This window comes from Marinicellulosiphila megalodicopiae (assembly GCF_045862395.1).
GTDB classification, from domain to species: domain Bacteria; phylum Pseudomonadota; class Gammaproteobacteria; order Pseudomonadales; family Natronospirillaceae; genus Marinicellulosiphila; species Marinicellulosiphila megalodicopiae.
Map to the genome: position 1 here is coordinate 3437446 of NZ_AP023087.1, position 23096 is coordinate 3460541.

18 protein-coding genes and 1 tRNA gene are annotated in these 23096 nt (G+C 36.7%); 9 read left to right on the top strand and 10 right to left on the bottom strand.

Features of this window, described 5'->3' with window-relative positions; translation table 11 throughout:
• Window positions 1-5: 5 nt before the first annotated feature.
• The 3 genes from sdhA to sdhC are packed head-to-tail and all read right to left on the bottom strand — an operon-like array spanning window position 6 to window position 2507.
• The gene (gene sdhA / locus TYM08_RS14670; protein ID WP_422379899.1) at window positions 6-1778 is read right to left on the bottom strand and encodes a succinate dehydrogenase flavoprotein subunit; all 1773 of its coding nucleotides are present in this window, start codon (window positions 1776-1778) and stop codon (window positions 6-8) included.
• A gap of 2 nt (window positions 1779-1780) precedes the next feature.
• Window positions 1781-2131: a succinate dehydrogenase, hydrophobic membrane anchor protein gene (gene sdhD, locus TYM08_RS14675; protein WP_422379900.1), complete on the bottom strand. Its 351-nt coding sequence runs from the start codon at window positions 2129-2131 to the stop codon at window positions 1781-1783.
• A complete protein-coding gene (gene sdhC / locus TYM08_RS14680) occupies window positions 2121-2507 on the bottom strand; it encodes a succinate dehydrogenase, cytochrome b556 subunit (protein WP_422379901.1) in 387 nt (128 codons plus the stop codon). The genes sdhD and sdhC overlap by 11 nt, the downstream gene beginning before the upstream one ends.
• A gap of 441 nt (window positions 2508-2948) precedes the next feature.
• Here sdhC and TYM08_RS14685 point away from each other — a divergent pair, with 441 nt between their 5' ends.
• The 4 genes from TYM08_RS14685 to TYM08_RS14700 all read left to right on the top strand — a co-directional run bounded on the left by TYM08_RS14685 (window position 2949) and on the right by TYM08_RS14700 (window position 6628).
• Window positions 2949-4220 (top strand): citrate synthase, encoded by a 1272-nt coding sequence (locus tag TYM08_RS14685; RefSeq protein WP_422379902.1) that lies wholly within the window; start codon window positions 2949-2951, stop codon window positions 4218-4220.
• A 53-nt stretch (window positions 4221-4273) separates the two neighbouring features.
• Window positions 4274-5092 carry an MOSC domain-containing protein gene (locus TYM08_RS14690; RefSeq protein ID WP_422379903.1) on the top strand — a complete coding sequence of 273 codons (819 nt, stop codon included), beginning with the start codon at window positions 4274-4276 and terminating at the stop codon, window positions 5090-5092.
• A 159-nt stretch (window positions 5093-5251) separates the two neighbouring features.
• Window positions 5252-6439 carry a Na+/H+ antiporter NhaA gene (gene nhaA, locus TYM08_RS14695; protein WP_422379904.1) on the top strand — a complete coding sequence of 396 codons (1188 nt, stop codon included), beginning with the start codon at window positions 5252-5254 and terminating at the stop codon, window positions 6437-6439.
• Between the two features lie 113 nt (window positions 6440-6552).
• Window positions 6553-6628 (top strand) — tRNA-Glu (locus TYM08_RS14700).
• 129 nt (window positions 6629-6757) lie between these two features.
• Here the strand turns inward: TYM08_RS14700 and TYM08_RS14705 are convergent.
• A complete protein-coding gene (locus tag TYM08_RS14705) occupies window positions 6758-8044 on the bottom strand; it encodes a hypothetical protein (RefSeq protein WP_422379905.1) in 1287 nt (428 codons plus the stop codon).
• A gap of 384 nt (window positions 8045-8428) precedes the next feature.
• On the opposite strand from TYM08_RS14705, the gene TYM08_RS14710 reads away from it, so the two are divergent.
• The 3 genes from TYM08_RS14710 to TYM08_RS14720 all read left to right on the top strand — a co-directional run bounded on the left by TYM08_RS14710 (window position 8429) and on the right by TYM08_RS14720 (window position 12602).
• Window positions 8429-10762 (top strand): DUF1588 domain-containing protein, encoded by a 2334-nt coding sequence (locus tag TYM08_RS14710; RefSeq protein ID WP_422379906.1) that lies wholly within the window; start codon window positions 8429-8431, stop codon window positions 10760-10762.
• A 20-nt stretch (window positions 10763-10782) separates the two neighbouring features.
• Window positions 10783-12138: a DUF1552 domain-containing protein gene (locus TYM08_RS14715; protein ID WP_422379907.1), complete on the top strand. Its 1356-nt coding sequence runs from the start codon at window positions 10783-10785 to the stop codon at window positions 12136-12138.
• 71 nt (window positions 12139-12209) lie between these two features.
• Window positions 12210-12602 (top strand): DoxX-like family protein, encoded by a 393-nt coding sequence (locus TYM08_RS14720; protein ID WP_422379908.1) that lies wholly within the window; start codon window positions 12210-12212, stop codon window positions 12600-12602.
• A 26-nt stretch (window positions 12603-12628) separates the two neighbouring features.
• On the opposite strand, the gene TYM08_RS14725 is transcribed toward TYM08_RS14720, so the two are convergent.
• From TYM08_RS14725 to aroA, 4 genes are all read right to left on the bottom strand, one after another.
• Entirely contained in the window at window positions 12629-13615 is a 987-nt protein-coding gene (locus TYM08_RS14725) for an adenosine kinase (protein WP_422379909.1), read from the bottom strand.
• Window positions 13616-13779: 164 nt separating this feature from the next.
• Window positions 13780-14307: an inorganic diphosphatase gene (gene ppa / locus TYM08_RS14730; RefSeq protein WP_422379910.1), complete on the bottom strand. Its 528-nt coding sequence runs from the start codon at window positions 14305-14307 to the stop codon at window positions 13780-13782.
• A gap of 14 nt (window positions 14308-14321) precedes the next feature.
• Window positions 14322-14879: a DJ-1 family glyoxalase III gene (locus tag TYM08_RS14735; protein ID WP_422379911.1), complete on the bottom strand. Its 558-nt coding sequence runs from the start codon at window positions 14877-14879 to the stop codon at window positions 14322-14324.
• 56 nt (window positions 14880-14935) lie between these two features.
• Window positions 14936-16234, bottom strand: coding sequence for a 3-phosphoshikimate 1-carboxyvinyltransferase (gene aroA, locus TYM08_RS14740; protein WP_422379912.1), 1299 nt, complete (start codon window positions 16232-16234; stop codon window positions 14936-14938).
• A gap of 221 nt (window positions 16235-16455) precedes the next feature.
• On the opposite strand from aroA, the gene TYM08_RS14745 reads away from it, so the two are divergent.
• Window positions 16456-17880 carry a hypothetical protein gene (locus TYM08_RS14745; protein ID WP_422379913.1) on the top strand — a complete coding sequence of 475 codons (1425 nt, stop codon included), beginning with the start codon at window positions 16456-16458 and terminating at the stop codon, window positions 17878-17880.
• A 43-nt stretch (window positions 17881-17923) separates the two neighbouring features.
• Here TYM08_RS14745 and TYM08_RS14750 read toward each other — a convergent pair whose 3' ends face one another.
• Window positions 17924-20683, bottom strand: a complete 2760-nt coding sequence (locus TYM08_RS14750; protein ID WP_422379914.1) for a CHASE domain-containing protein — start codon at window positions 20681-20683, stop codon at window positions 17924-17926.
• 176 nt (window positions 20684-20859) lie between these two features.
• On the opposite strand from TYM08_RS14750, the gene TYM08_RS14755 reads away from it, so the two are divergent.
• Window positions 20860-21495: a hypothetical protein gene (locus TYM08_RS14755; protein WP_422379915.1), complete on the top strand. Its 636-nt coding sequence runs from the start codon at window positions 20860-20862 to the stop codon at window positions 21493-21495.
• Window positions 21496-21592: 97 nt separating this feature from the next.
• On the opposite strand, the gene thiI is transcribed toward TYM08_RS14755, so the two are convergent.
• Window positions 21593-23050: a tRNA uracil 4-sulfurtransferase ThiI gene (gene thiI / locus TYM08_RS14760; protein ID WP_422379916.1), complete on the bottom strand. Its 1458-nt coding sequence runs from the start codon at window positions 23048-23050 to the stop codon at window positions 21593-21595.
• Window positions 23051-23096 lie beyond the last annotated feature (46 nt).

A 23096-nucleotide genomic window follows, 5' to 3' on the forward strand; every position in this document is an offset into this window, starting at 1 on the left:
CCCTCTTAGTAAACACGTTTTTTAGGTTCGAATGTAGGAACCGTTTTTGGTTTAAAGTTAACTGCACGTTTTCTGATTGATTTATCAGCTGGGAAGTACATTGAGTGGCACAACCAGTTTTCATCATCACGCTCAGGGTAATCGTCACGAGCATGGGCACCACGAGATTCTGTACGAATCTCAGCAGCAATCGCCGTCGCTTCAGCTACTTCTAATAAGTTTTGCAATTCTAATGCTTCAATACGCGCAGTATTAAATGCATTTGATTTGTCAGGTAAGTAAACATTTTCAACACGATTACGAATATCAGCAAGTTTAACCTTGCCCTCTTCCATTGATTTACCTTCACGGAACACACCAAAGTGTAATTGCATGCAGCTTTGTAAATCTTTACGAATCGTTGCCGCTTGCTCGCCTTCTGTAGAACCGTTCATGCGATCCAAACGCGCCATTGCATTTTCAATGTCTGCCTGAGTTGCTGCGTCAGTCTCATAACCTTCTCTCAAAGATTTTTCAATTTGAATACCAGCAGAACGACCAAATACAACTAAGTCTAATAATGAGTTACCACCTAAGCGGTTAGCACCATGAACCGATACACAAGCCGCTTCACCACATGCATATAAACCACCAACGATACTTTCAACACCTTCAGAGTCTTGAGTAATGACTTGACCACCAATATTTGTTGCTAATCCACCCATCATATAATGACAAGTGGGTACAACAGGAATTGGCTCTTTAACGGGATCAACATGAGCAAAAGTTTTCGCTAATTCCATGATACCCGGTAATTTTTTGTTTAATTCTTCTTCACCTAAGTGCTCTAGATGCAAATAAACATAATCGCCATTAGGACCCGCGCCGCGACCATCAAGAATTTCTAGAATCATTGAACGTGCTACCACGTCACGACCGGCTAGATCTTTAGCAGAAGGTGCATAACGCTCCATGAAACGCTCACCTTTGGAGTTTCTAAGTACCCCACCCTCTCCACGACAACCTTCAGTTACCAAAACACCTGCACCGGCAATACCGGTTGGGTGGAACTGCCACATTTCCATATCTTGTACAGGAAAACCTGCACGTAGCGCCATACCAATACCGTCGCCGGTATTAATTAATGCGTTGGTAGTTGATTGATAAATACGACCTGCGCCGCCAGTAGCAATAACGACAGCTTTAGATTTGATATAAACCGTCTCGCCAGTTTCAATGCAAATTGCGATTACACCAACAACCGAGCCTTTCGCGTTTTTAACTAAATCTACGGCATACCATTCGTTTAAGAATGTTGTGCCTGCTTTTAAATTACCTTGGTATAACGTATGTAGTAATGCATGACCTGTTCTGTCTGCTGCTGCACAAGTACGTGCTGCTTGCCCGCCTTCACCAAAGTTTTTAGATTGACCACCAAAAGGACGTTGATAAATACGACCTTCTTCTGTACGCGAAAACGGCATCCCCATGTGATCTAATTCGTAAACAGCTTGTGGGCCAATTTCACACATATATTCAATTGCGTCTTGGTCACCAATGTAGTCCGACCCTTTTACGGTATCGTACATGTGCCAGCGCCAATCATCGTTTGGATCATCAGAAGCGATTGCGCAGGTAATACCACCTTGCGCAGAAACAGTATGAGAGCGTGTTGGGAATACTTTTGTACAAACCGCGGTATTAACACCGGACTCAGCTAATTGTAATGCAGCACGCATGCCTGCACCGCCACCACCAACAACAATGGCGTCATAGGATAAAACTCTTAACGTAGCCATGATTAAACCGCCCAAACGGCAAGAACCGCTGTAAAGAAATAAAAGAATAAAATGACAAACAAACCTATCTGTAAAAATGCACGAACAGCGGTTGATTTCACATAATCAGTAAACACTGTCCACATTCCAATCCATGCATGGGCAACAATTGAAAATACAGTTAAAAGTGTAAATACTTTCACCCATAAGTTTGAAAACAAACCAGTCCATGATGCATAGGTTACATCAACCGAACACATAAAAAATGCCATAATAAATAATGTATACGCAGCCAAGATAACGGCAGAGACACGTTGAACGATCCAATCTGTCAACCCATTACGGGTTAAGTTTGTACTGTGTCTAACTCGCATAGAACCATACTCCTGCACCAATGATTAGCAACGTGCTAATAATCAACGTTGCGGTTGCCATAATACGACCACCTTGTAATGTTTCGCCGACGCCTGTATCCATAATCAAATGCTTAACACCAGCAACAAGATGATACAAAAAGCTAGAAACGATTCCCCAAGCAATAAATTTCGCAAATGGATGCGTCATTACAGAAGCGACATGATCGAAGCCAGCTTGAGATTGAAGGCTGATATAAAGAGCCCATAATAAAAATGCCAAACCAACTAGCATCATAATGCCAGTGATTCTGTGAAGGATTGAAGCTAGGGCTGGTATAGGAAAATATCGGATCAGATTTCCTATTGATAGATTAGTGGGTCGATTGTCTTTCACGAATTAGTTTCCACGGTTGATTATTAGTGTGAGCTCATGAAGCGCCTATGAGGCGATAAAAACTTAGCTTTTATGTGTCATTATTTCTTCATTTGACTTATGGATAGCAACTGAAAATAAGCACGTCAAGAGCGGCGGCGATTATAGTGAGTTTGTAACAAAATTACAAATATTAACAGGCAACAAATTTTCGCCGAAATTGCAATAAAAACGCCCTATTATGGCGAGAACGAAACAAACATAGCACCACAAATGTGCTCTTTCAATAATATAGTCAAATCTTCCTTTGTAACAATAGGTTAAAATTGACAATTTGCTCAAAAACTCTATGATTGGCCGCAATTTTTTGTATTTCATCCATTTACGCGAATATATTCACTATACTGTACTTTCATAACTGTACTTTCATATTTGTGATCATCGCCTATTTTAGGAGGCCGCATGGCTGACAAAATCGCCAAACTAACTATTAACGATCAAGAAATCGAACTGCCCATTTTATCTGGATCTATTGGACCAGACGTTGTACAAGTCGCTGCATTAACTAAGCAAGGCTGTTTTACCTATGACCCAGGCTTTGTATCAACCGCCTCTTGTGAATCTAAAATCACTTTTATTGATGGCGGCAAAGGGGTGCTATTACACCGTGGCTACCCAATTGATGAATTAGCTGAGCACTCAGATCACCTAGAAACTTGCTTTTTATTATTGAACGGTGAACTCCCAACTTCTGAACAAAAAACAGAGTTTGTTAATGAAATCATGAGCCACACTCAAGTTGATGATTTATTAGCTTATACACTAAAAGGCTTTAAACAAGATGCCCATCCAATGGCCATTTTGTGTGGATTATTAAGCTCTCTTGCTGCGTTTTATCACACAGATATAGACAACAACTCACAAGAAGACCGCACGTTAGTGGCCAAACAAGTGATTGCAAAGATTCCAACAATTACTGCAATGATTTACAAACACGGCATTGGTGAAGATTTTATTCAAGCAGACAGCACCCGAAGCTATGCTGAGAACTTCCTATACATGATGTTTTCTAAAGGTGAAAAAGATTACAAGGTAAGCCCTGTTCTTACTCGCGCAATGGATAAAATCTTTTTATTGCACGCCGATCATGAACAAAATGCTTCAACATCAACTGTACGACTATCAGGCTCTACAGGCACAAACCCGTTTGCTGCTGTATGCGCCGGCGCAACTGCGTTATGGGGACCATCCCACGGCGGTGCCAATGAAGCTGTATTAACAATGCTTGAAGAAATTGGTGACGTTAGCCGCATTGATGAATTTGTTGCTAAAGCAAAAGACAAAGCGGATCCGTTTCGCTTAATGGGTTTTGGTCATCGTGTTTATAAAAACTTCGATCCTCGCGCTAAAGTCATGAAAGAAGCTTGCGATGAAGTACTTGCTGAGCTTGGGCTTTCAGATCACCCACTTCTTAAAATTGCTAAACGTTTAGAGCAAATTGCTTTAGAAGATCCTTATTTTGTACAACGTAAATTGTATCCAAATGTTGATTTCTATTCTGGCATTATTTTAAAGTCTGTTGGCATTCCAACTTCTTTATTTACTGTGATTTTCGCCCTTGGTCGTACACCAGGCTGGATTGCACACTGGGATGAAATGCTAAGCAGCCCACTTAAAATTGGTCGCCCACGCCAACTTTATACAGGCTCAGTTAAACGCAGCTACCCTAAGTAACCAATTTACAACCAAAACCAGCCTAGGCTGGTTTTTTTATATGTGAAATTTATATGATCAAAATTCAATCATTATATATTTATCCAGTTAAATCCCTATCTGGAATTAAAATACAAACAATGGAATTTGATGAGCTAGGCCCAAAACACGACCGTCGCTATATGCTAATTGACAACAATAATTTGATGATGACACAGCGCAACCATCCAATACTTGCTCGATTCAACACTCAATTACTCAAAAACAATTTAATCATTAGCTATCTTGATGATAGCATCAACATAGATTTAGCCAGTAATACCAATAAAAAAGTTAAAAGTGCACTTTGGGACGATGAAGTATTCGGTCTTGAAGTCAGCCAAGAAATCTCAGATTGGTTTTCAAAGAAACTGGAATCAAATGTCAAATTCATAAAATATGACAACCGACACCCAAGAACAATGGACAGCAAGTATGTAAACACCCGCAAGCAAGTCGGATTTGCAGATGGATTTCAAATATTAATCACCCAACAATCCTCACTTGAAGCATTAGGGCTTGAAGAAAATGAAGATATGGAACGATTTAGACCTAACATAGTATTAGAAGGGGGACATCCATTTTCAGAAGATTACTGGCGCCAAATTAAAATCAACGAATTACTCATTGATATCGTTAAACCCTGTGCCAGATGCTCAATGCCAGCAGTCAATCCTCTTGATGGAAGCAGACAACCCATCGTGATTCGTAAACTCGCTCAAACGCGACTTTTTAATAAAGAGATATACTTTGGACAAAACGCTTTCTTATCCATGACTTTTCGCTCATCCATAAGCACAGGGGATTCAATTATAATTACCAAGCAATCTAGTACCTCTAATATCACTTACTAATATCACTTAAAATTTAAAAAAGAAAAAAAGTTTACGCACCAATTTTGAACACTAAATTTCACAATATAATGAAAAAAATCTAATTTTCACACAATTTAAGCTTCATTTTTGGCTTATTAAAACTAAACTCTAAATATAATATTGATAAATAGGATAAAAATGCTATCTACATTTTTCACTTTTGCCTCAAAACTAAAATTATCTAGTGGCCTTGTATTAATGCTTGCCACAGTATTTGCAATTATTTGCGCAAATTCCCCATTAAGGGATTATTACTCATTACTTTTATCTACTCCATTGGGTGTCACTGTAGGCGATTTAGTCATCATCAAACCTTTATTACTGTGGATCAATGATGGATTAATGGCCGTTTTCTTTTTCTTAGTTGGACTTGAATTAAAAAGAGAATTAATGGAAGGAGAGCTTGCTGATAAACGCAATATCATCTTGCCTGCTGTTGGGGCAATTGGTGGCATGATAGTCCCAGCGATAATTTACTTATACTTTAACATCAATGACCCTATTGCAATTAATGGCTGGGCAATCCCCGCTGCAACTGACATTGCATTTGCGTTAGCGGTGTTAGCAGTTCTAGGCTCAAGAGTCCCATTAGCACTAAAATTATTTCTTACCTCATTAGCAATTTTTGATGACATTGGCGCCATTGTGATCATTGCTTTGTTTTACACTTCTAATATCTCTGTCACTGCTTTAATTGTTGTTTCAATCTGCTTACCGGTTTTATTTATATTAAACAAACGAAATATCATTACCTACACCCCTTATTTGCTCATTGGCATCATCATGTGGACAGCAACACTAAAATCTGGAGTACATGCTACATTAGCTGGAGTCGTGCTTGCTATGTTCATTCCTCTACGATCAAAAAAAGATCCGTCGATCTCACCACTAAAAGCGTTAGAGCATGACCTGCATCATTCAGTAAATTATTTAGTTCTTCCGATTTTTGCCTTTGCAAATGCAGGTCTAAATCTTTCTGGAGTTGGAGTCGACCAATTATTACATCCTGTTCCAATTGGTATTGCTTTAGGTTTATTCTTAGGTAAACAGCTTGGTATTTTTACTATCTGCTGGATATTTATAAAACTTAAAATCACTCAATTACCTAAAGGGATGAACTGGCTAAGTTTATATGGCACTTCTGCACTTTGCGGAATTGGTTTTACTATGAGCTTATTCATAGGGTCATTAGCATTCCAGCACACAGGTGTAGACTCTAGTTTTGATGAGCGATTAGGTATTATTTTAGGGTCACTGGCTTCTGGAATATTTGGTTATATCATTTTGAGAATAAGCTTTAGGCAAAAAGAAACGAGTAAAATATAAACATTTTCAAATTAATTTAAGTTTTTTCCTTTAAAAATCAAAAACTTACTTGACAGTTTTTCAAATGTACGTAAAATGCGCACCAATTCAAAGGCAAACGCATTTGAGTTTGTGTCCCCTTCGTCTAGTGGCCTAGGACACCGCCCTTTCACGGCGGTAACAGGAGTTCGAGTCTCCTAGGGGATGCCATTTTATTTCTAAATTAAATTCCCTACTGGGAATTTTTTTTTGCCCTAAATTTATTCCCACTTTTTCAAAAAAAAACGCACCACTTATCAATAAAGCGTGCGTCTTCGAAAAACATAGACCTATTTTAAATCAATACCCCAATTGGTTACGACTCATCCTAAATGCAGCAGCTACACCTAAAATTAAAAACAGCCAGTCTATTGGGTCAAACTCTACTTTAATAATTTCAAAACTTGAAAAATTTCGTATCCAACCTTCAAGATAGCCTGGAATCTCTGCACGCCATTGCTCAAATGAAGGTTTAGAAAACTCCATTTCAATTATGTATGGCATGACATGCTCTTCAAGATATTCAAATAAATAATCATCAATTAATGGAATAAATTCATCCGCCCCTTGGGATTTCGCATAATGAATCAATACCTGTTTAATTTGAGCATGATCATCCATCATTGCTTTAAATTCTGGTATTTCTGCTTCCATTTGATTATATGAAGCTCTAAGCATTTCAGTTGGTACCGCATCAAGCTCCGCATTCATCTCTTCAATTATGTAATTTTTAACTCCTTCCACATATAAAAGTTTCCCCCCCATAATTGAGCAGACAGTTAACACACAGCACATAACAGCCAAATCTTTTCGATTTTTATTAAACGTTGAAGCAGCCAATCCAATTGCACCACCAATAATGATCGCTACCCAAGCTATTTCAAATTCCGCCTTTAAAGCAATCAACATCCAAACAAACGCACCAATTAAAGCTGTACCTGCTGCAGCTAGATACGGCAACACGCTACTTGACACCCCCTGTGAAACATCCGATTCTTTTTTATAAGACTGGTAGGGATTAAACTTACTTTCTTGCTCTGTTTGCTCTGCTTGTTGATTGATAAATTTATGGATATAAACGCCACACCCAGCACATTGACTTGCCTTTTTTTGTTCTAATTGACACTTTGGACATTTTATTAAACCTTCAGCCAAGATTTTCCCTGAGGCCTTTTTCTCTTTATCTGTCTGCTCTATGCCAACAATAGACCAATCAGTAGCCGAGCCAGATCTTATTTTAGAAACTGACGAATCAGGCAACGAATGAATTCCGCTGGATTTCGCCCCAAAAACGCCTCCTTTATTTTCGTTTTCATCAGCGGTTAATTCAACCTCTAGCATCATTGAGGAAAATGCTCGCGCTTCTTTTTCTAATCTAATAATCATTCCAATACGCTCTAGCTGTATTTTATAAGCTTGGGCGCGTTGATAGGAAATACCTTCTTTGATTACTTTGTTTGGCACTAAATAATTGGCAGCTCTTTCGAGGTTAATTTTGAATAATTGAGAAAATCCTTCCTCTACTTTGCCCAGATTAAAATCATCATGAACTTCACCCGAATAAATAACGCGATACTTCTCTTCCATTGTTTACTTCCTAATGTTTAATATTTTAAAACGAGCACATTTTTTGCTCTGTATTCTAAGCTTTTGAGTGCCCATTCAAATTAAACCTCGCCTTCGTTTAATTCAAATTGTTCATACTCAAATGTCTTTTTATTGATTATTTACACTTAATTAAAGTAACCAAACTTATTATTACATTATCCAACATAGTGTTACATCATTTTGTTAAACAGTTCCGTAATATTGAATATCTTTATGGAATTACTGAAACAATACCAATAATACCTACTAAACTTACTTTACCTTTGGGCGATGGTTATTTTTTTACAGGATGTTAGGTGTTTTTCGGATAAAAATAACCATCGCCCACTGGGGCATTACCCCTTTAGCATTTAGGTATTGGCTATGAGTATTCGAATTTATTTATGCATCGGTTTTTTATCATTATTCAGTTTTATTAGCTGCCAAGTTGAGCCGACATTAATTACTGATGATCAAGCCAAAACAGATTCCAACTCTTCAACATCTACTTCAACATCTACTTCAACTTCAACATCAACTTCAACTTCAACATCAACATCGACATCGACATCGACATCGACATCGACAATAATTGACTTAAACAGTGATAATCCAGAACCACCTGCAGATAATTTAACCGCACTAGAAATTATTGATCAGCATTGCAGTAATTGTCACCAAGGCAACCATAACCCATGGCGAAATTTAGCAGATACTCAATGGATTGATTTGCAGGGCACCCAACAACCACTCATAAATACTACCGACCCTCTAAACTCACTTCTTCTACAACGCATTAAATTTTATATGGGCGAAAGCTCTAATATGCCTCCAGTAAATAGTAATTCAACTGAAGCATTCACTTTAAAGCATTACCAAACTTTACAACAATGGGCCCAACAGATATCCAGTCAACATATTGGATCGACAACTGGGTCAGTTTCTTTTATATCAAATACCTTTAATGAATCAACACTGGTAATTGAATATGATTGTATTGAGCAGCACACATATACAATTAAAATTCTTGATGCAGAAAACTTAGAATCTCCCCCATTAGAAACTCAACTATTAAATTGTTTGGACAATAACATAAGCATTAACAATATCTGGGATACTCAACGCATTAGAGTTGATATCACTTACAATCAATTATTAGCTGCAAGCCAGTTTATTGAAATCACTTATTCATCTGCAGCAAGCTGTTTAGTACAAAAACAATTATTACCTGCAAAAATCCGCCGCCTTTCTCAAAGCCAACTTGAAAACAGCCTAACTTATATTTATGGGAATATTTTTGATAGCGAAACATTTATCGATTTAGAAGATGGTGCAAAGTTAATCGGCATGAATGATACTGCGGCTAAATTATCGATAGATAATTTAAACTTTGAACGAATCTTTGAAATATCAACCTCTGTCACAAAACAAATACTAGAAAATCACATAGACTTTAATGCATGTACATCAGCACAAACTGTAGATTGCGTAATCAACTTAAAACAACAATTCGCACCATTGTTATGGCGAAGACCCTTAACAAACAGTGAAAATGAATTATTAAACAGCTCCATTAATGAACTTCCTGACAATCAAGCTCGACTTGAATTTTTACTTCATTCATTAACATTAAGCTCAAACTTTTTATTTAGAAGTGAAATAGGCACTTTAATTGAAGGAGTATCTGCACTTACTAACTATGAAGTTATTAGCTTGGTTTCCTTTGCAATACTTAACAGAGCTCCTGATCAAGCATTATTAAATTTAGCTGAACAACCTTCTCCCTTAACGGTTGTGCAAATTTCTGAACAAATAACAAGATTGATTGACGACGATGCATTTGATTCTGCCATGATGCAAATGTTTCAAGATTTCTTAAAGTTAGAATTAGTTTTAAGTCGACCTAAAGACAGCAGCTTGGAATTTAACGATACTGTGCGTCGTGATATTTTATCAAGCGCTCAATTAAGCTTATTAGATAACATCAACATCAATGCAGGCATCAACGAAGTATTAGCTGGCAACCGGTTTTATATTAATAATCAAACAGATTATTTATTCGAAATAGAATCCAGCGAATCGCAGTTAACATTAAATACAAATCCAACTGAACAACGCGAAGGGCTATTAAATCACCCGGCATTTTTATCTGTACATTCCACTTTAGCAAAATCAGGTATTGTTAAACGCGGCGTATTTACCTTAGAACAATTACTTTGCCAAGAACTACCAGATCCTCCTGCAAGCGTAGAACCAATTGACCCTCCTGAAGACATCGATCCAGATCAAACCAGTGAACGTAACTTATTACAAATTACGCACTCTTCACAACCCAGCTGCTTTGGGTGTCATGAAACAATTGACCCAGCAGGGTTTGGTTTTGAAAATTTTGATAGTATTGGGCGCTATCGTGAAACAGAAAAACAAAATGTAATGATTGATGCTTCTGGAGTATTAGATATTCAAAAAATGGATGGGACCTTGGAGCGGTTAACTTTTAATAACTCGAAAGAATTTTCAATCGCACTGATGCAATCAGAACAATTACAAAGCTGTTTATCCCATCGTTTTTTGGAACATTTTTTAGGGGATGATTTACATTTAAATGAATGCGAAGCGCAAAAATATAGACAAGCTCTAGTAAGTACTGATCACACTCTTGCAGATTTAATCTACCAATTAATTCAATTAGAAAGCATTTATCAACGCGCTCAATAATAGTTTTAGAAGGGTTTAATATGAAACAATTAAGTCGACGTCACCTTTTAAAAGGATTATTTGGAACCGGGTTATTATCAACCACACAGATACAAAAATTATTAGCCGCACAAGAAAGCAGTGCGCCAGTAAGAGTATTATTTGTAGCCATTCAACATGGCTGGGGATTATCTGAAAACTCAAACAGGGCCATGACAGGCAGTGGTAGTGACTACGCTTTTCCTGATGGATTAGATCCGTTTAATGCAATTCGAGATAAAGCGACAGTCATTAATGGTTTATTAACTTTAGGTGAATGGGGGAACAATCACGATTTATCTTATTCAGACATGCTAACAGCTGGGGTTTTAACCGAATCGTCAGGTTCAGGATTTGATCCGCACATGCCCTACCCTGAAAATGCATCATTAGATTACTTACTTGAAGAAAACTCGGGTTTAGCTACCTTTCGATTTAGCGCAGGATATCGCTCTTGGGGAGTGCAATATCACCCCCTAAGTTTTGATCATAACTCTAATGTATTGCCTTTTTTCAGCACAGCACAATCTGCATATCAAAGTTTATTTGCAGGACAATCAGATAATTCAAGCGATGTCATAAGCGCAGATGACCAACGTGAAGCAGAAATTCTAAATCGTGTATTTAGTGCAATCAAACAACCGGCAACCACTCAACGTCCAACTTTATCAGCACAAGAACAACAAAAACTCGATAGATATTTGTTAGCAGTGGATCACGTACAAAACAAACAAACCACACAAACAGGATTTTCCGGTTCGCAATCGGTACAAAACATTCCTTCTTCCGAACAATCATCCTTTGATGATATTGACAGTTATTTAGAAATGATCAAAGTTGGTTTTGCAAATAACATGACAACCAGTGCAGTCTTAGGAATTGGTGACGTCATTCAAATTGAGGATTTCCATCATACCCACGCCCATAACAATACAGTTCAATGGTGGGATACAAGACGCGTTTATGCACAAAAAATCGTAAACTTCATCAATGATTTAGACAGCATTACCGATGTCGATGGCAATACATTATTAGATAATACGTTTGTAGTATTAACTGGCGAAGTGGGTGATGGTAATCATGGTATTTTAGAAAAAGGACACATATGTTTTGGTGGCGCAGGCGGTGCAGTGCAAATGGGTCAACTGGTGCAACCTTTTATAGAAACCGACAGAAACAAAGCCAAAGCGTATCAGCGAGAAGATATTTATGGTGAGTTACAAACTCAAATTCGCTGGAGCTCACAGGGCAGCAGCCGAACCAATGCCGATTTGTTACGTGAAATTGGCAATATTGCAGGTTTAGATTTAGCTGAATTTGGATTAGCTTCACAAAATAGAGGAAATATACTGCTTTAGTATTTTGAACTGTTTCATAAAGCATTATTTCGTTATAGTTATTCATTAATTTATATTACTGAATAACTATCATGCATCACACTCAATTAAACCCCATACAAATCGCCAGATTCATCATTAGTTTTAGTTGGATTTATCATGGATTATTTCCAAAACTGATTCATATCGCTCCATTAGAAAAACTGATGACAGCCAGTTTAGGGTTTTCAGATGAATTATCGATTTGGATTACAAGAAGTGCCGGAGTAGGAGAAATAATATTTGGAATTATATTATTTATATTTTATCAATCTAAGTTAATTGTTGCTTTAAATATCTTCGCTTTAATTATGTTATTAATGTTTGTTTGTGTGTTTCAACCGATGGTTTTAATTGAGGCATTTAACCCTGTCACCACCAACCTTCCTATTATTGCTTTTAGTTTGATTCTTTTAAACAATATTAAAAACAAACAGAATGACTGATTGTCATTCTGTTTAATTATTTCGATTTATAAAAAAGTCTTATAAACATCTGCACTCAAACGAGCACCAAAGTTTTCAACCAAATACGCACAAGATTTAGACGCTAAATCACCTGATTGCTTTGCTGTTAAACCATTGGTTATGCCATATAAATATGCACCTGCAAATAAATCACCCGCGCCATTTGTATCCACAGCTTTTGCGGATACTGGATCAATGTTAATCATTTCGTTGTTATCAAAAATCATTGCGCCTTTTGAGCCTAATGTAATCACAAAGCTTTTAGCAATGGTTTTTAATTTTGCAATTGCCACATTTAAATCGGCTGTATCAAAAAAGGCTAAGGCCTCTGCTTCGTTACAGAAAATTAAATCCATGCCGTCGCCAACAATGTCGTTTAGTCCGTCTTTAAAGAACTGAACCATAGCAGGGTCAGAAAACGTAAACGCTAATTTAACATCGTGTTCTTTCGCGCATTTTTTTGCCACTTCAATGGTTTGACGTGCCGATTCGCTGGTTACCAAATACCCTTCTATATACAGGTATTCGCTGTTAGCAATAGCAGTTAAGTCCAATTCGTTTGCCGTTAATACTTCACTGATACCCAAATAAGTATTCATGGTGCGCTCTGCATCATCACTTACCATCACTACGCATTGACCCGTGATTTGATCACCAGCAGACTCAACGTTTTTATTGGTGGTGACACCGACGCTTTCTAAATCATTCAAGTAAAATTCACCGCTTTCATCAGCGGCTACTTTACAAGAGTAAAAACCTGTACCGCCAAAACACTGCACTGCAAATACGGTGTTAGTAGCAGAGCCACCTGCACAACGTTTTACCATTGTGTATTGGCTGTCTAGTTTTTCTAAAGTTTTTAATTGTTGATCGCGATCAACTAATGTCATGACGCCTTTTTCTACGCCCACTTCTTTGAAAAAAGCATCGTTTACTTGATACTCAACATCCACTAAAGCGTTACCTAAACCGTATACGTTAAACTGTTTCATTTTATTCTCTTTAAAATATAGCATCCAATATCTTATTATCATTGAATGAATCGCGTAGGTTCGACTTTAGTCGATCTTCATAAATTAAGAGACGCGCAAAAGCACGACCTACAAATAAAAAAGCCACATCATAGTGTGGCTTTTAAAATCAACTATTAAAGCAATTAACCTTTGTAGTTATCTGCAGATTCTTGGATCAATTTTTTCGCAGCAGCTGCATCTTCCCAACCGTCGATTTTAACCCACTTGCCTTTTTCTAATGTTTTGTAGTTTTCGAAAAAGTGCTGAATCTGTTCTTTTAATAATTCAGGTAAATCTGAAATTTCATTTACGTCATCATAAAGGCTAGTTAATTTTTGGTGTGGAACCGCTACCACTTTAACGTCTTCGCCACCGTCATCCGTCATGTTTAATACGCCAATTGGACGCGCACGAATAACTGAACCCGGTACAACAGGATGTGGCGTAACAACTAATACATCAATTGGGTCGCCGTCGCCTGCTAATGTGTTATTTACATAACCGTAGTTTGCAGGGTAAAACATAGGTGCCGCCATAAAACGGTCAACAAACAATGCGTCTGCTTCTTTATCAATTTCGTATTTGATAGGTGAAGCGTTTGCAGGAATTTCAATGACAACGTTAATGTCGTTTGGTAAATCTTTACCAGCTGGAATGTTTTGGTAGCTCATAATGTTCTCCGAGGTTATCGTACTAATTTAGTTTCTACATCTAATCGATGCGAAAGAGTTGTTAATTTTTCAATGACATATAACGCAAAGTCCATGGCAGTGCCTGGGCCTCTTGAAGTAATTACATGTCCATTTTGCACAATCGGTAAATTCAATTGCTGACTACCTAAGTGCGTAAATTCATTTTGGCTATTTGGAAACGCAGTAAAGCTTTGCGACTCAATTATGCCGTGCTGTATTAATACTTTTGGCGCCGCACAAATAGCACCAATTAATTTTTCAGCATTGTGTTGTTTTAATAACAACGTCTTTAAACTGTGATTGTCACGAAGATGATCCGCACCTGGTAGTCCACCTGGCAAAATAATCGCATCAAAGTCTTGATCAATCACATCGTCAATATGCGTGTGAGCAACTACATTTAAGCCACGCGCACCTTGAACGTTTTTCTTGTTGGTTGCCGCTAATACTACTTCAAATCCTGCTCGTACACACAAATCTTGAATCGAAACCATTTCTAGTTCTTCAAAACCCGGCGCCAATGGAATCAAGACAGTCATATTAGTCGACATATTTTATTTCTCTGTTTTTACTTTTCTGTTTTATTTTTCTGTTTTATTTTTCTGTTTTATTTTTCAATAGTCACTTGCTTGAACAATTCAAAATACGTTGGAAACGTTTTTGACGTACAACCCGGATCATTAATAATAATGTCACTGTTGCCAAATGCCGCCAATGAAAAACACATCGCAATGCGGTGATCATCATAAGTATCAATCGCTGCGGATTGAATTTCAGCAGGTGGTGTTACTTCAATGTAATCATTACCTTCAACAACCGTTGCGCCTAATTTAGTCAGCTCAGTTGCCATCGCATTTAAGCGATCGGTTTCTTTTACACGCCAGTTATAAATATTGGTGATTTTGGTTGTGCCTGTCGCAAACAATGCAGTGGTTGCTATTGTCATCGCGGCATCTGGGATGTGGTTTAAATCCACATCAACTGCCTGTAACTTAGCGCCATTTTCAGGGGCTTCCGCTTGAATCCAAAAATCACTCCAGGTAATTTTTGCACCCATTTGCTCTAATACTTTTGCGTATTGCGCATCGCCTTGAATACTGGCTAGGCCTGTTCCGTGTACTCGAACCGGTCCACCACCCAGTGCGCCTAACGATAAAAAGTAACTTGCAGATGACGCATCGCCTTCAACCATAATCGTTTCAGGTGCGCTATAGGTTTGATTGCCTTTTATAGTAAAACGTTGGTAGTTGTCGTTTTCAACGGTAATACCAAAACGCGCCATGCAATCAAGGGTGATATCAATATATGGCTTTGATACTAACTCGCCATCCATCACAATCGTTAAATCGCCTTTCGCCATAGGTGCTGCCATTAACAAAGCGGTTAAAAATTGGCTTGAAATATTGCCTTTAATTTTAACTTCGCCGCCATTAATGCCTGTCGCTTTAATTTTTAGTGGTGGATAGTCTTTATCACCTAAATACTCAACATTGGCACCTAATGGTAAAAGCGCATCAATTAAATCACCAATTGGACGCTCATACATACGAGGCTCGCCAGTTAATGTAAACTCGCCTTCGCCTAAACATAATGCCGCAGCTAATGGACGCATGGCAGTACCGGCATTACCTAAAAACAACTCTAATGCTTTCTCTGACTTTAAAGGACCTGCTTGGCCTGTTACTTTACAAGTGGTTTTATCATCTGACAATTCGAACTGTACGCCTATAGAATCAAGGGATTCAAGCATACGACGGATATCATCAGAGTCTAATAAGTTAGTAATCGTGGTCACGCCCTTTGCTTGGGCGGCCAATAATAAAATACGGTTTGATAGGCTTTTAGAACCAGGTAACTGGATTTCGCCTTTGGCGCTTTTAAGTGGGTGCAGTGTAAGAGAATTCATAGTATTTAGGGCATTAAAAAAGGCGCTATTGTAATGGAAGCAAGGTGGTTATGACAAATGAGTTTTCATTCATTTGTTTTTATTCTACATATTGAGACACGACTTATTACTCATTTGTTATTTGATACCTATCACACTATGGTCGAATTCAAAAAAACACAGTACAATTAGCCGCGAAAAATTACTCTATCTGTAATTTATTTCTAACTAGGAATTTATAAATGAAATACTCACTATTATTTGGATCCATTTTGGCCGTATCGGCATCAACCAATGCTTTTTCAGAAGAAATGGAATCATTTCAAAATATCACAAGTAATAACGCTTATAGTGCGAACAATACTGTTTCTAAAAGGTCTATCGATTTAAACTCAATCTGGTACAATCCCGCATTAGTTATAAATAATGGACAGCAAGCAAATTTAAATATTGTTGGTGCAAATACAGGCAGCTTCTTTATAAATGTAGAAGAACAATTTTTCGGATTACATATTGGCAGAGATGCAGTTGATGAATTTGGCCTATCAACAACAGATAACAATGCATATGATGTTTTTTGGGCGAAAGAAGGTGATGACCAAAACATGGGCGCTCATGTTTACTGGTCAACAAATACAATTAAAAATCCTTCAACCAACCAAATTTCAACTACCTCTGGTGCCAATTTTGATATTTTAAGTAATAGTTACACCATTCAAGATGACCCTGAAGATGATGACAATAAGTTCAAAGCTTCCATTGATAAAAATAAACAAGGTTCTTTTGTTTACGATTTTGGCGCTGAATTTGGAATTTATTCTGATTCATCTCAAATGGTAGCTAGCCTTCAAGCTTTCGATTCAGAAGGTGATTATAATAACTTCAAAGCAAACTGGACCAATACAGTTGCCGGTGTAGATACTGAAGAATCACATGAAGTTGTTACTAAAAACACACAAAAACATTTAATTCTAACTGGTGATTACGTTCAAGTTAAAACCGAAGAATTAAGCTTTTTAGCTCAAGGCCAAATAGTTTTAAGTAACAACAGAACAAATTCATTAAGCGACGTAGATAATGGAACATCAAGAACATATTTATTAACTGACACCTCAACTAAAACAAATGACATTCGTTTAAGTGCTGGTGTGGATTATACGATTCGCACTTCTGATAAAGTTAGCTTCAACATTCAACAAATTGCGAGTTTTAATTTAGATTTAAACAGCGACACTAACACTACTGAAACAAGTTACATTACAGTAGGCGAGACTAAAACTGAATCGCCAACAGGTGTTACTTCTAAAACCACTCAAAATGGATACACATTTGATGCACCTGTTTCAATAACTATGAATATGCAAGCCACCAAGAAATTTGGATTAATTGCATCTATTGCTACAAACGCTTTGAGTGTTACCAGTACTAAATCGAAAAATATCGAAATGATTTTGAATACCGAAGGTACTAAATATATTGAAGGCATTACAAGTATTACTGGCGATGAAATTTATTCAGACACAAGCGACTCAGTTGCATTAGACTGGGGCTTTAGCTATCAAATAAATAACAATTTAGTTTTAGATTTTGTATCTAAAAACGATATTATTGTAAATGGCATCACAAGCGGAATTTCAAACCACTTAACAATGACTTACAAATTCTAATATTTATTAGCAACAAAAAAGACAAGCATTGCTTGTCTTTTTTTTATTTTCTATTTACATATTTCAATATTGTTTTCAGCATTACCTTTTCATCTATTGGCTTACTAATATGATCATGCATGCCCGCCTCTTTGCATTTTTGAATATCACTTTGCATAGCATTTGCCGTCATTGCAATGATAGGTATATGATCAAATTCTGATTTTTCTTTTATTTTTTTACAAGATTCATATCCATCCATCACTGGCATTTGTAAATCCATTAACACCACATTTAATGAAACTTTCATTTTATCCAATGCAATTTGTCCATTATCCGCTATATCTACAAATGCACCTAATTGCTCCAGCATCTCTTGAGCAATCATTTGGTTAACCATAACGTCTTCTACTAATAATATATTGATGCCTTTTAATGGTTGTTTATTAAGATTTAAATCATCTTCTTTTTTCTCAGTTGCAGGTGTATTTTGATCAAATAATACATAAGAATAATTACTAGCTGTTATCATATTTAATTCAATAATAAATTTGCTACCAATATGCATTTCACTTTCTAATGTAATTTTTCCTTGCATGGTTTCAATTATTTTTTTACTGATTGACAAACCTAACCCTGTTCCACCAAATTTTCTTGATGTTGAACTATCTGCTTGTTTAAAAGGCTGGAACAAAATAGCTTGCTGCTCTTGATCGATACCAATTCCCGTATCTTCAATGCTTATTATTAAATTGTGTTTATTTTCTATTTGATGAGCACTGACAGTAACTGTCACCCCACCTTGGTCGGTAAATTTAATTGCGTTACCACATAAATTGATTAATACCTGCTCTAGCCTTAAGGAATCCCCTATCAATTTATCTGGAATCACATTGTCACAAATAATTCTAAAATTCACATTCTTTTGATTAGCATGTATATTAAATATTGCATAAATTTTCTTTAGCACATCTATAAAATCAAATTCTACAGATTCAATTTCAAGCTGTCCTGCTTCAATTTTAGAGTAGTCTAACGTATGATTTATTAATGAAAGCAAAGTTTGTGAAGCCAAATCAGCCTTATCTAAATAGTTGGTTTGCTGCTCATCCAGCTTGGTTTTTTGACACAAATGAATCAATCCTAAAATTGCATTTAAAGGTGTCCTTAATTCATGACTCATATTTGCTAGAAAATCACTCTTGGCATTGTTAGCAAATTCCGCCTCTTTAACAGATATTTTAAGCGCCTGTGTTTTTTTCGCTACTTCTTTTATAACGATATCATTTTGTCTAATTATGACAAAAATAAATCCTTGTAATAGGGATGTTATCAGCATACCAAAGGTTAAAATAATCCAACTATTCCAATCTTTATTGGTTTTTTTAAATTCAGAATTTGCAGCTACTTTAATTTCAAACACCCTTCCAGAAAATTTAAATAATTCTGTTACTGGAGTATAATTTTCATTAACCGTTTGCGTTTTATTTTCAATTAGCCATTTAGGTGTAGTTTGATCGGTTACATCACTAATGGTTACTATTAACGAATCTCTACTGCCTTGGAGTAACACATCACCAATAACTGAATTAACTTTTAAAATACCACTTATATATCCGACAAAATCACCTGAATTATGTTGAATATCAAAAATAGGTAAATACACAATAATGGCTTTATTTTTGATTGCTTTATTTTCATCTTGAGCTAAATCAATTGGGGCGGTGCTAAAGGCAACACCTGTTAATCTAGCTAAATCTAAAGTTTTTTTTCTTTCAATGTTTGACGCCAAATCTAAACCAAAGGCGGCCTGATTTTCTTTAAATGGATAAATTGCCAATACAGGATAATACTCTTCTCGCACCACTGCTTTGACCAATCCATCCTGCGAAAATTGTTTAAATTCAAAATCTTTAAAACCCTCTTTTTTAATTCTGGACTCTAAATCTTCTCTGTTTTCGTGTTTGATTATTTGAGTCCAGCCAATTCCTTGAAATAAACCCGAATTTTTTAATAACTCGGCGGAAAACTGATTAAATTCTTTGCGGGTTACTGAATCGGTTGAGTTATAGTATGCCGAATAGGCATCAAGATTGTTTAGCGCAATCGTAAAATTTTGCTTTATTTGCTCGAAATAACGACTGGCGTGCTCATTTATTTCCAATTGATGATTATGTTTTTGCACCTCAAGTGAACTAAAAAATAAAAGTAATACGCCAGTGAATAAAATCAAGGTTGGAATTACTGATTGAATTCTATTTTTAACGGATTTAAAAAACCAATTTGAACATAAGACCAAAATTAACGGTGTAAATAAAAGAACGCCAATATAGTCACCAAACCACCATGTTGCCCATGTAAATCCTACATTTCCTATTGGAACAATTTGCATATAAAACAATAAACTCACTGCAACAGAAGGCGCGACGAAACAGCCTATTGGGACAGCCATCAACATCAGCAGTACTATAAATTTAGCATTTCCAAATTTCTTATTTCGCGTAAATAAAAAATTAAATAATTGAGAAGTTAGATACGCTTGCAAAGTTGATCCAATGGCAATTCCCAAAGGTACAACACATTGTGAAAAGGATATATTCGAAAACGAAGGATTAATCACTGAAAAATTAATTAAAAACGATCCTAAAAACACCCCAATTAAAACGGATCTATTTTTAAAAATCACCATCAAGGCAAACGCCAAACCCGATGCAGGCCACACAGCAGAAGCAAATCCAGGTGGAATGGCTAACATTAATCCCAGCTTACCAGCAATTATGTAACCTACCAGCGCGACCATTATAATTTTCAAGTTATTCGACATATTTTGAGCTTCATTTTCAAATCACATACAAATTAACGATAGCTCAAACACAGCACATTGTAGTAATTCTTTATCTTATCAATGTACTTATAAATTATTTCGAACAATGTTTGATTGATGATTATCTTAATTAAAAATATCAGGTACACTGCTTTTTTACATTAATTGAGAACGATATGAGAAATACAGCATCTTTAGTTTGTTTGTCTTTAATTACCCTAAGCTGCCAAACAACAGGGGCTAATCACAGTTCAAATGATGATTTAATTCAAGCCAAACCCATTCAAACGCCTTCAACATCGGTGGAACCAGTAACCGAAGTTGCTTTTTTGGAAAATGATTGCCCAGGTGATACTGAGTTACCCGCGCATTTAATGGGTCAATTTGAGCCAATCGATGATCAAGAATTATTGCAATCAGTATTGGGTAAACCAAATAAAGGGGCCCTTTGCCAAGGTAAGGTTTATCAATCCGTTTCTCCAAGTTCAATCACTGTTTATCGAGCATGGAATAGCACAAACACTCACAGTGAAATGGGCACATGGTGGGCAGGCGAAATTCCAGCAGGATTAACCGCCCAGTATCGAACTGATTATGAAATATGCTACCAATGGTCACCTCTAGACAAAATGACTCAATGCACTTTAAAAGCAGGAGCTAAGGTTGTCATCGGCACTGGACAAAGCGCAATGTGTTCTGAATATTTAACGTATCCAGCCTCGCCTGAAAAACAAATCTACATTCAAAATGCCTCTGACGTTTTAGAAGATTGTGAACAATATGATGCGGTCTTTGACTGGCAGTCTCAATAAAATCTAAATCAAACAAAAAGCCACCTTGATTTCTCAAGATGGCTTAAATATGTTTCATATCGATCAAATTTAGGTGAGAGCTAAATAGCTTCCAATTTTAACTTTTTACAACCACCACATTCGTTGCACCTTCATCTAATAAGTACATTGCATGTAATTTGCTCATCACACCTTTATCGCAATACAAAGCATAATTTACTGAAGAATCTAATTCCAAAAACTCACGCTTTAAGCTATAGAACGGCACTTCGATTACTTCGTAACCGTCAACGGTATAAGGTTTTTCATCTGTCTCGTCTGGATGACGCACATCCACAATAACGTAGTCAGCAGGTAAGTCTTTTAATTCAAAAGAAGTTAATTCTACTTCTTCTGTACTCTCAACCATTTGATCGATATTTTCATGTACGGCATCGGCCACTGCTTTTTCTAAAACCGCAAAGTCAAAGTTACCTTCTTCTCTTTCAATTTTATCAAAACGCGCTTTGGTGGTTGGATTTTTAGAAATCACACCACAATATTCAGGCATGGTTTCAGCAAATTTGTCTGTACCGATTTTACGCGCATCATCAATAATGTCTTGTTTGTCACTGACAACCAACGGTCTTAATACTAATTTGTCTGTCACTGAATCAATGACATTTAGATTTTGTAACGTTTGTGACGATACTTGACCGATTGCTTCACCGGTAACAAAACAAGGAATATCGTATTCATCACAAATTTTATCCGCAGCGCGATACATCATACGCTTTAGAATCACACCCATTTGCGAGTTATCCACATTGGTAAGAATTTCTTCCACAACGCCTTCAAATGGCACTGCAATAAATTTACAACGGTGAGAGCTTGAGTATTCATCCCAAATATATTTTGAAACTTGTTTAACACCAATTTCGTGTGCGCGTCCGCCTAAGTTAAAAAACAAAAAGTGAGTACGCATTCCTCGAGACAACATTTTGTATGCTGCAACGCCCGAGTCAAATCCGCCTGAGATCAATGTCATTACTGCATCTTGGCAACCTAAAGGATACCCGCCCAAACCAGGCACTTGGTCTGTAACTACATAAAACTTGTCGTCTTTAATTTCCAACAGCACAACTACATCGGGCTTTTTAAGTTTAACACCTGCGGTTTCGCAGTTTTGATTTAAACCACCACCTACATAACGTTCAACATCTAGCGAACTGAAGTCATGCTTACCCACTCGCTTACATTTCACCCTAAAGGTTTTGCCTTTTAGTTGTTTTTCGTAATGCACTTTTGTGTGCTCAAACGCTTCGTGCATGCCCTCCCATACAAATTCTTGTACGTAGTTAAAGTGCACAATGCCTTGAATTTTTGATAATGCATTTTTCATTATCTTTACATTAGATTCCGTTTCTTCCAGCGAACTTAAAATCTGTAAGTTATCCCAAGTGGTTTGAATTTGAATATTTTCATCCAATCGCGTTAGTATTTTTTTAACATTTTTAGCTAATTGCTTAACCATTTGTTTGCGTACGGGTTTACTTTTGATATTAATTTCAGGAAAAAAACGAACGATAAATTTCATAAGAAGAGTTTCAGTAAGGAAAAAAACGATAGGAATTATATCAGCA

Bases quoted from the DNA above. Each gene is read 5' to 3' on its own strand.
- TYM08_RS14705 (WP_422379905.1), bottom strand. From the start codon at position 8,044: ATGGAAGAGAAGTATCGCGTTATTTATTCGGGTGAAGTTCATGATGAT.
- TYM08_RS14725 (WP_422379909.1), bottom strand. From the start codon at position 13,615: ATGAAACAGTTTAACGTATACGGTTTAGGTAACGCTTTAGTGGATGTT.
- TYM08_RS14750 (WP_422379914.1), bottom strand. From the start codon at position 20,683: ATGTCGAATAACTTGAAAATTATAATGGTCGCGCTGGTAGGTTACATA.
- sdhA (WP_422379899.1), bottom strand. From the start codon at position 1,778: ATGGCTACGTTAAGAGTTTTATCCTATGACGCCATTGTTGTTGGTGGT.
- TYM08_RS14690 (WP_422379903.1), top strand. From the start codon at position 4,274: ATGATCAAAATTCAATCATTATATATTTATCCAGTTAAATCCCTATCT.
- TYM08_RS14745 (WP_422379913.1), top strand. From the start codon at position 16,456: ATGAAATACTCACTATTATTTGGATCCATTTTGGCCGTATCGGCATCA.
- thiI (WP_422379916.1), bottom strand. From the start codon at position 23,050: ATGAAATTTATCGTTCGTTTTTTTCCTGAAATTAATATCAAAAGTAAA.
- TYM08_RS14755 (WP_422379915.1), top strand. From the start codon at position 20,860: ATGAGAAATACAGCATCTTTAGTTTGTTTGTCTTTAATTACCCTAAGC.
- TYM08_RS14735 (WP_422379911.1), bottom strand. From the start codon at position 14,879: ATGTCGACTAATATGACTGTCTTGATTCCATTGGCGCCGGGTTTTGAA.
- ppa (WP_422379910.1), bottom strand. From the start codon at position 14,307: ATGAGCTACCAAAACATTCCAGCTGGTAAAGATTTACCAAACGACATT.
- nhaA (WP_422379904.1), top strand. From the start codon at position 5,252: ATGCTATCTACATTTTTCACTTTTGCCTCAAAACTAAAATTATCTAGT.
- TYM08_RS14685 (WP_422379902.1), top strand. From the start codon at position 2,949: ATGGCTGACAAAATCGCCAAACTAACTATTAACGATCAAGAAATCGAA.
- TYM08_RS14715 (WP_422379907.1), top strand. From the start codon at position 10,783: ATGAAACAATTAAGTCGACGTCACCTTTTAAAAGGATTATTTGGAACC.
- TYM08_RS14720 (WP_422379908.1), top strand. From the start codon at position 12,210: ATGCATCACACTCAATTAAACCCCATACAAATCGCCAGATTCATCATT.
- sdhD (WP_422379900.1), bottom strand. From the start codon at position 2,131: ATGCGAGTTAGACACAGTACAAACTTAACCCGTAATGGGTTGACAGAT.
- aroA (WP_422379912.1), bottom strand. From the start codon at position 16,234: ATGAATTCTCTTACACTGCACCCACTTAAAAGCGCCAAAGGCGAAATC.
- TYM08_RS14710 (WP_422379906.1), top strand. From the start codon at position 8,429: ATGAGTATTCGAATTTATTTATGCATCGGTTTTTTATCATTATTCAGT.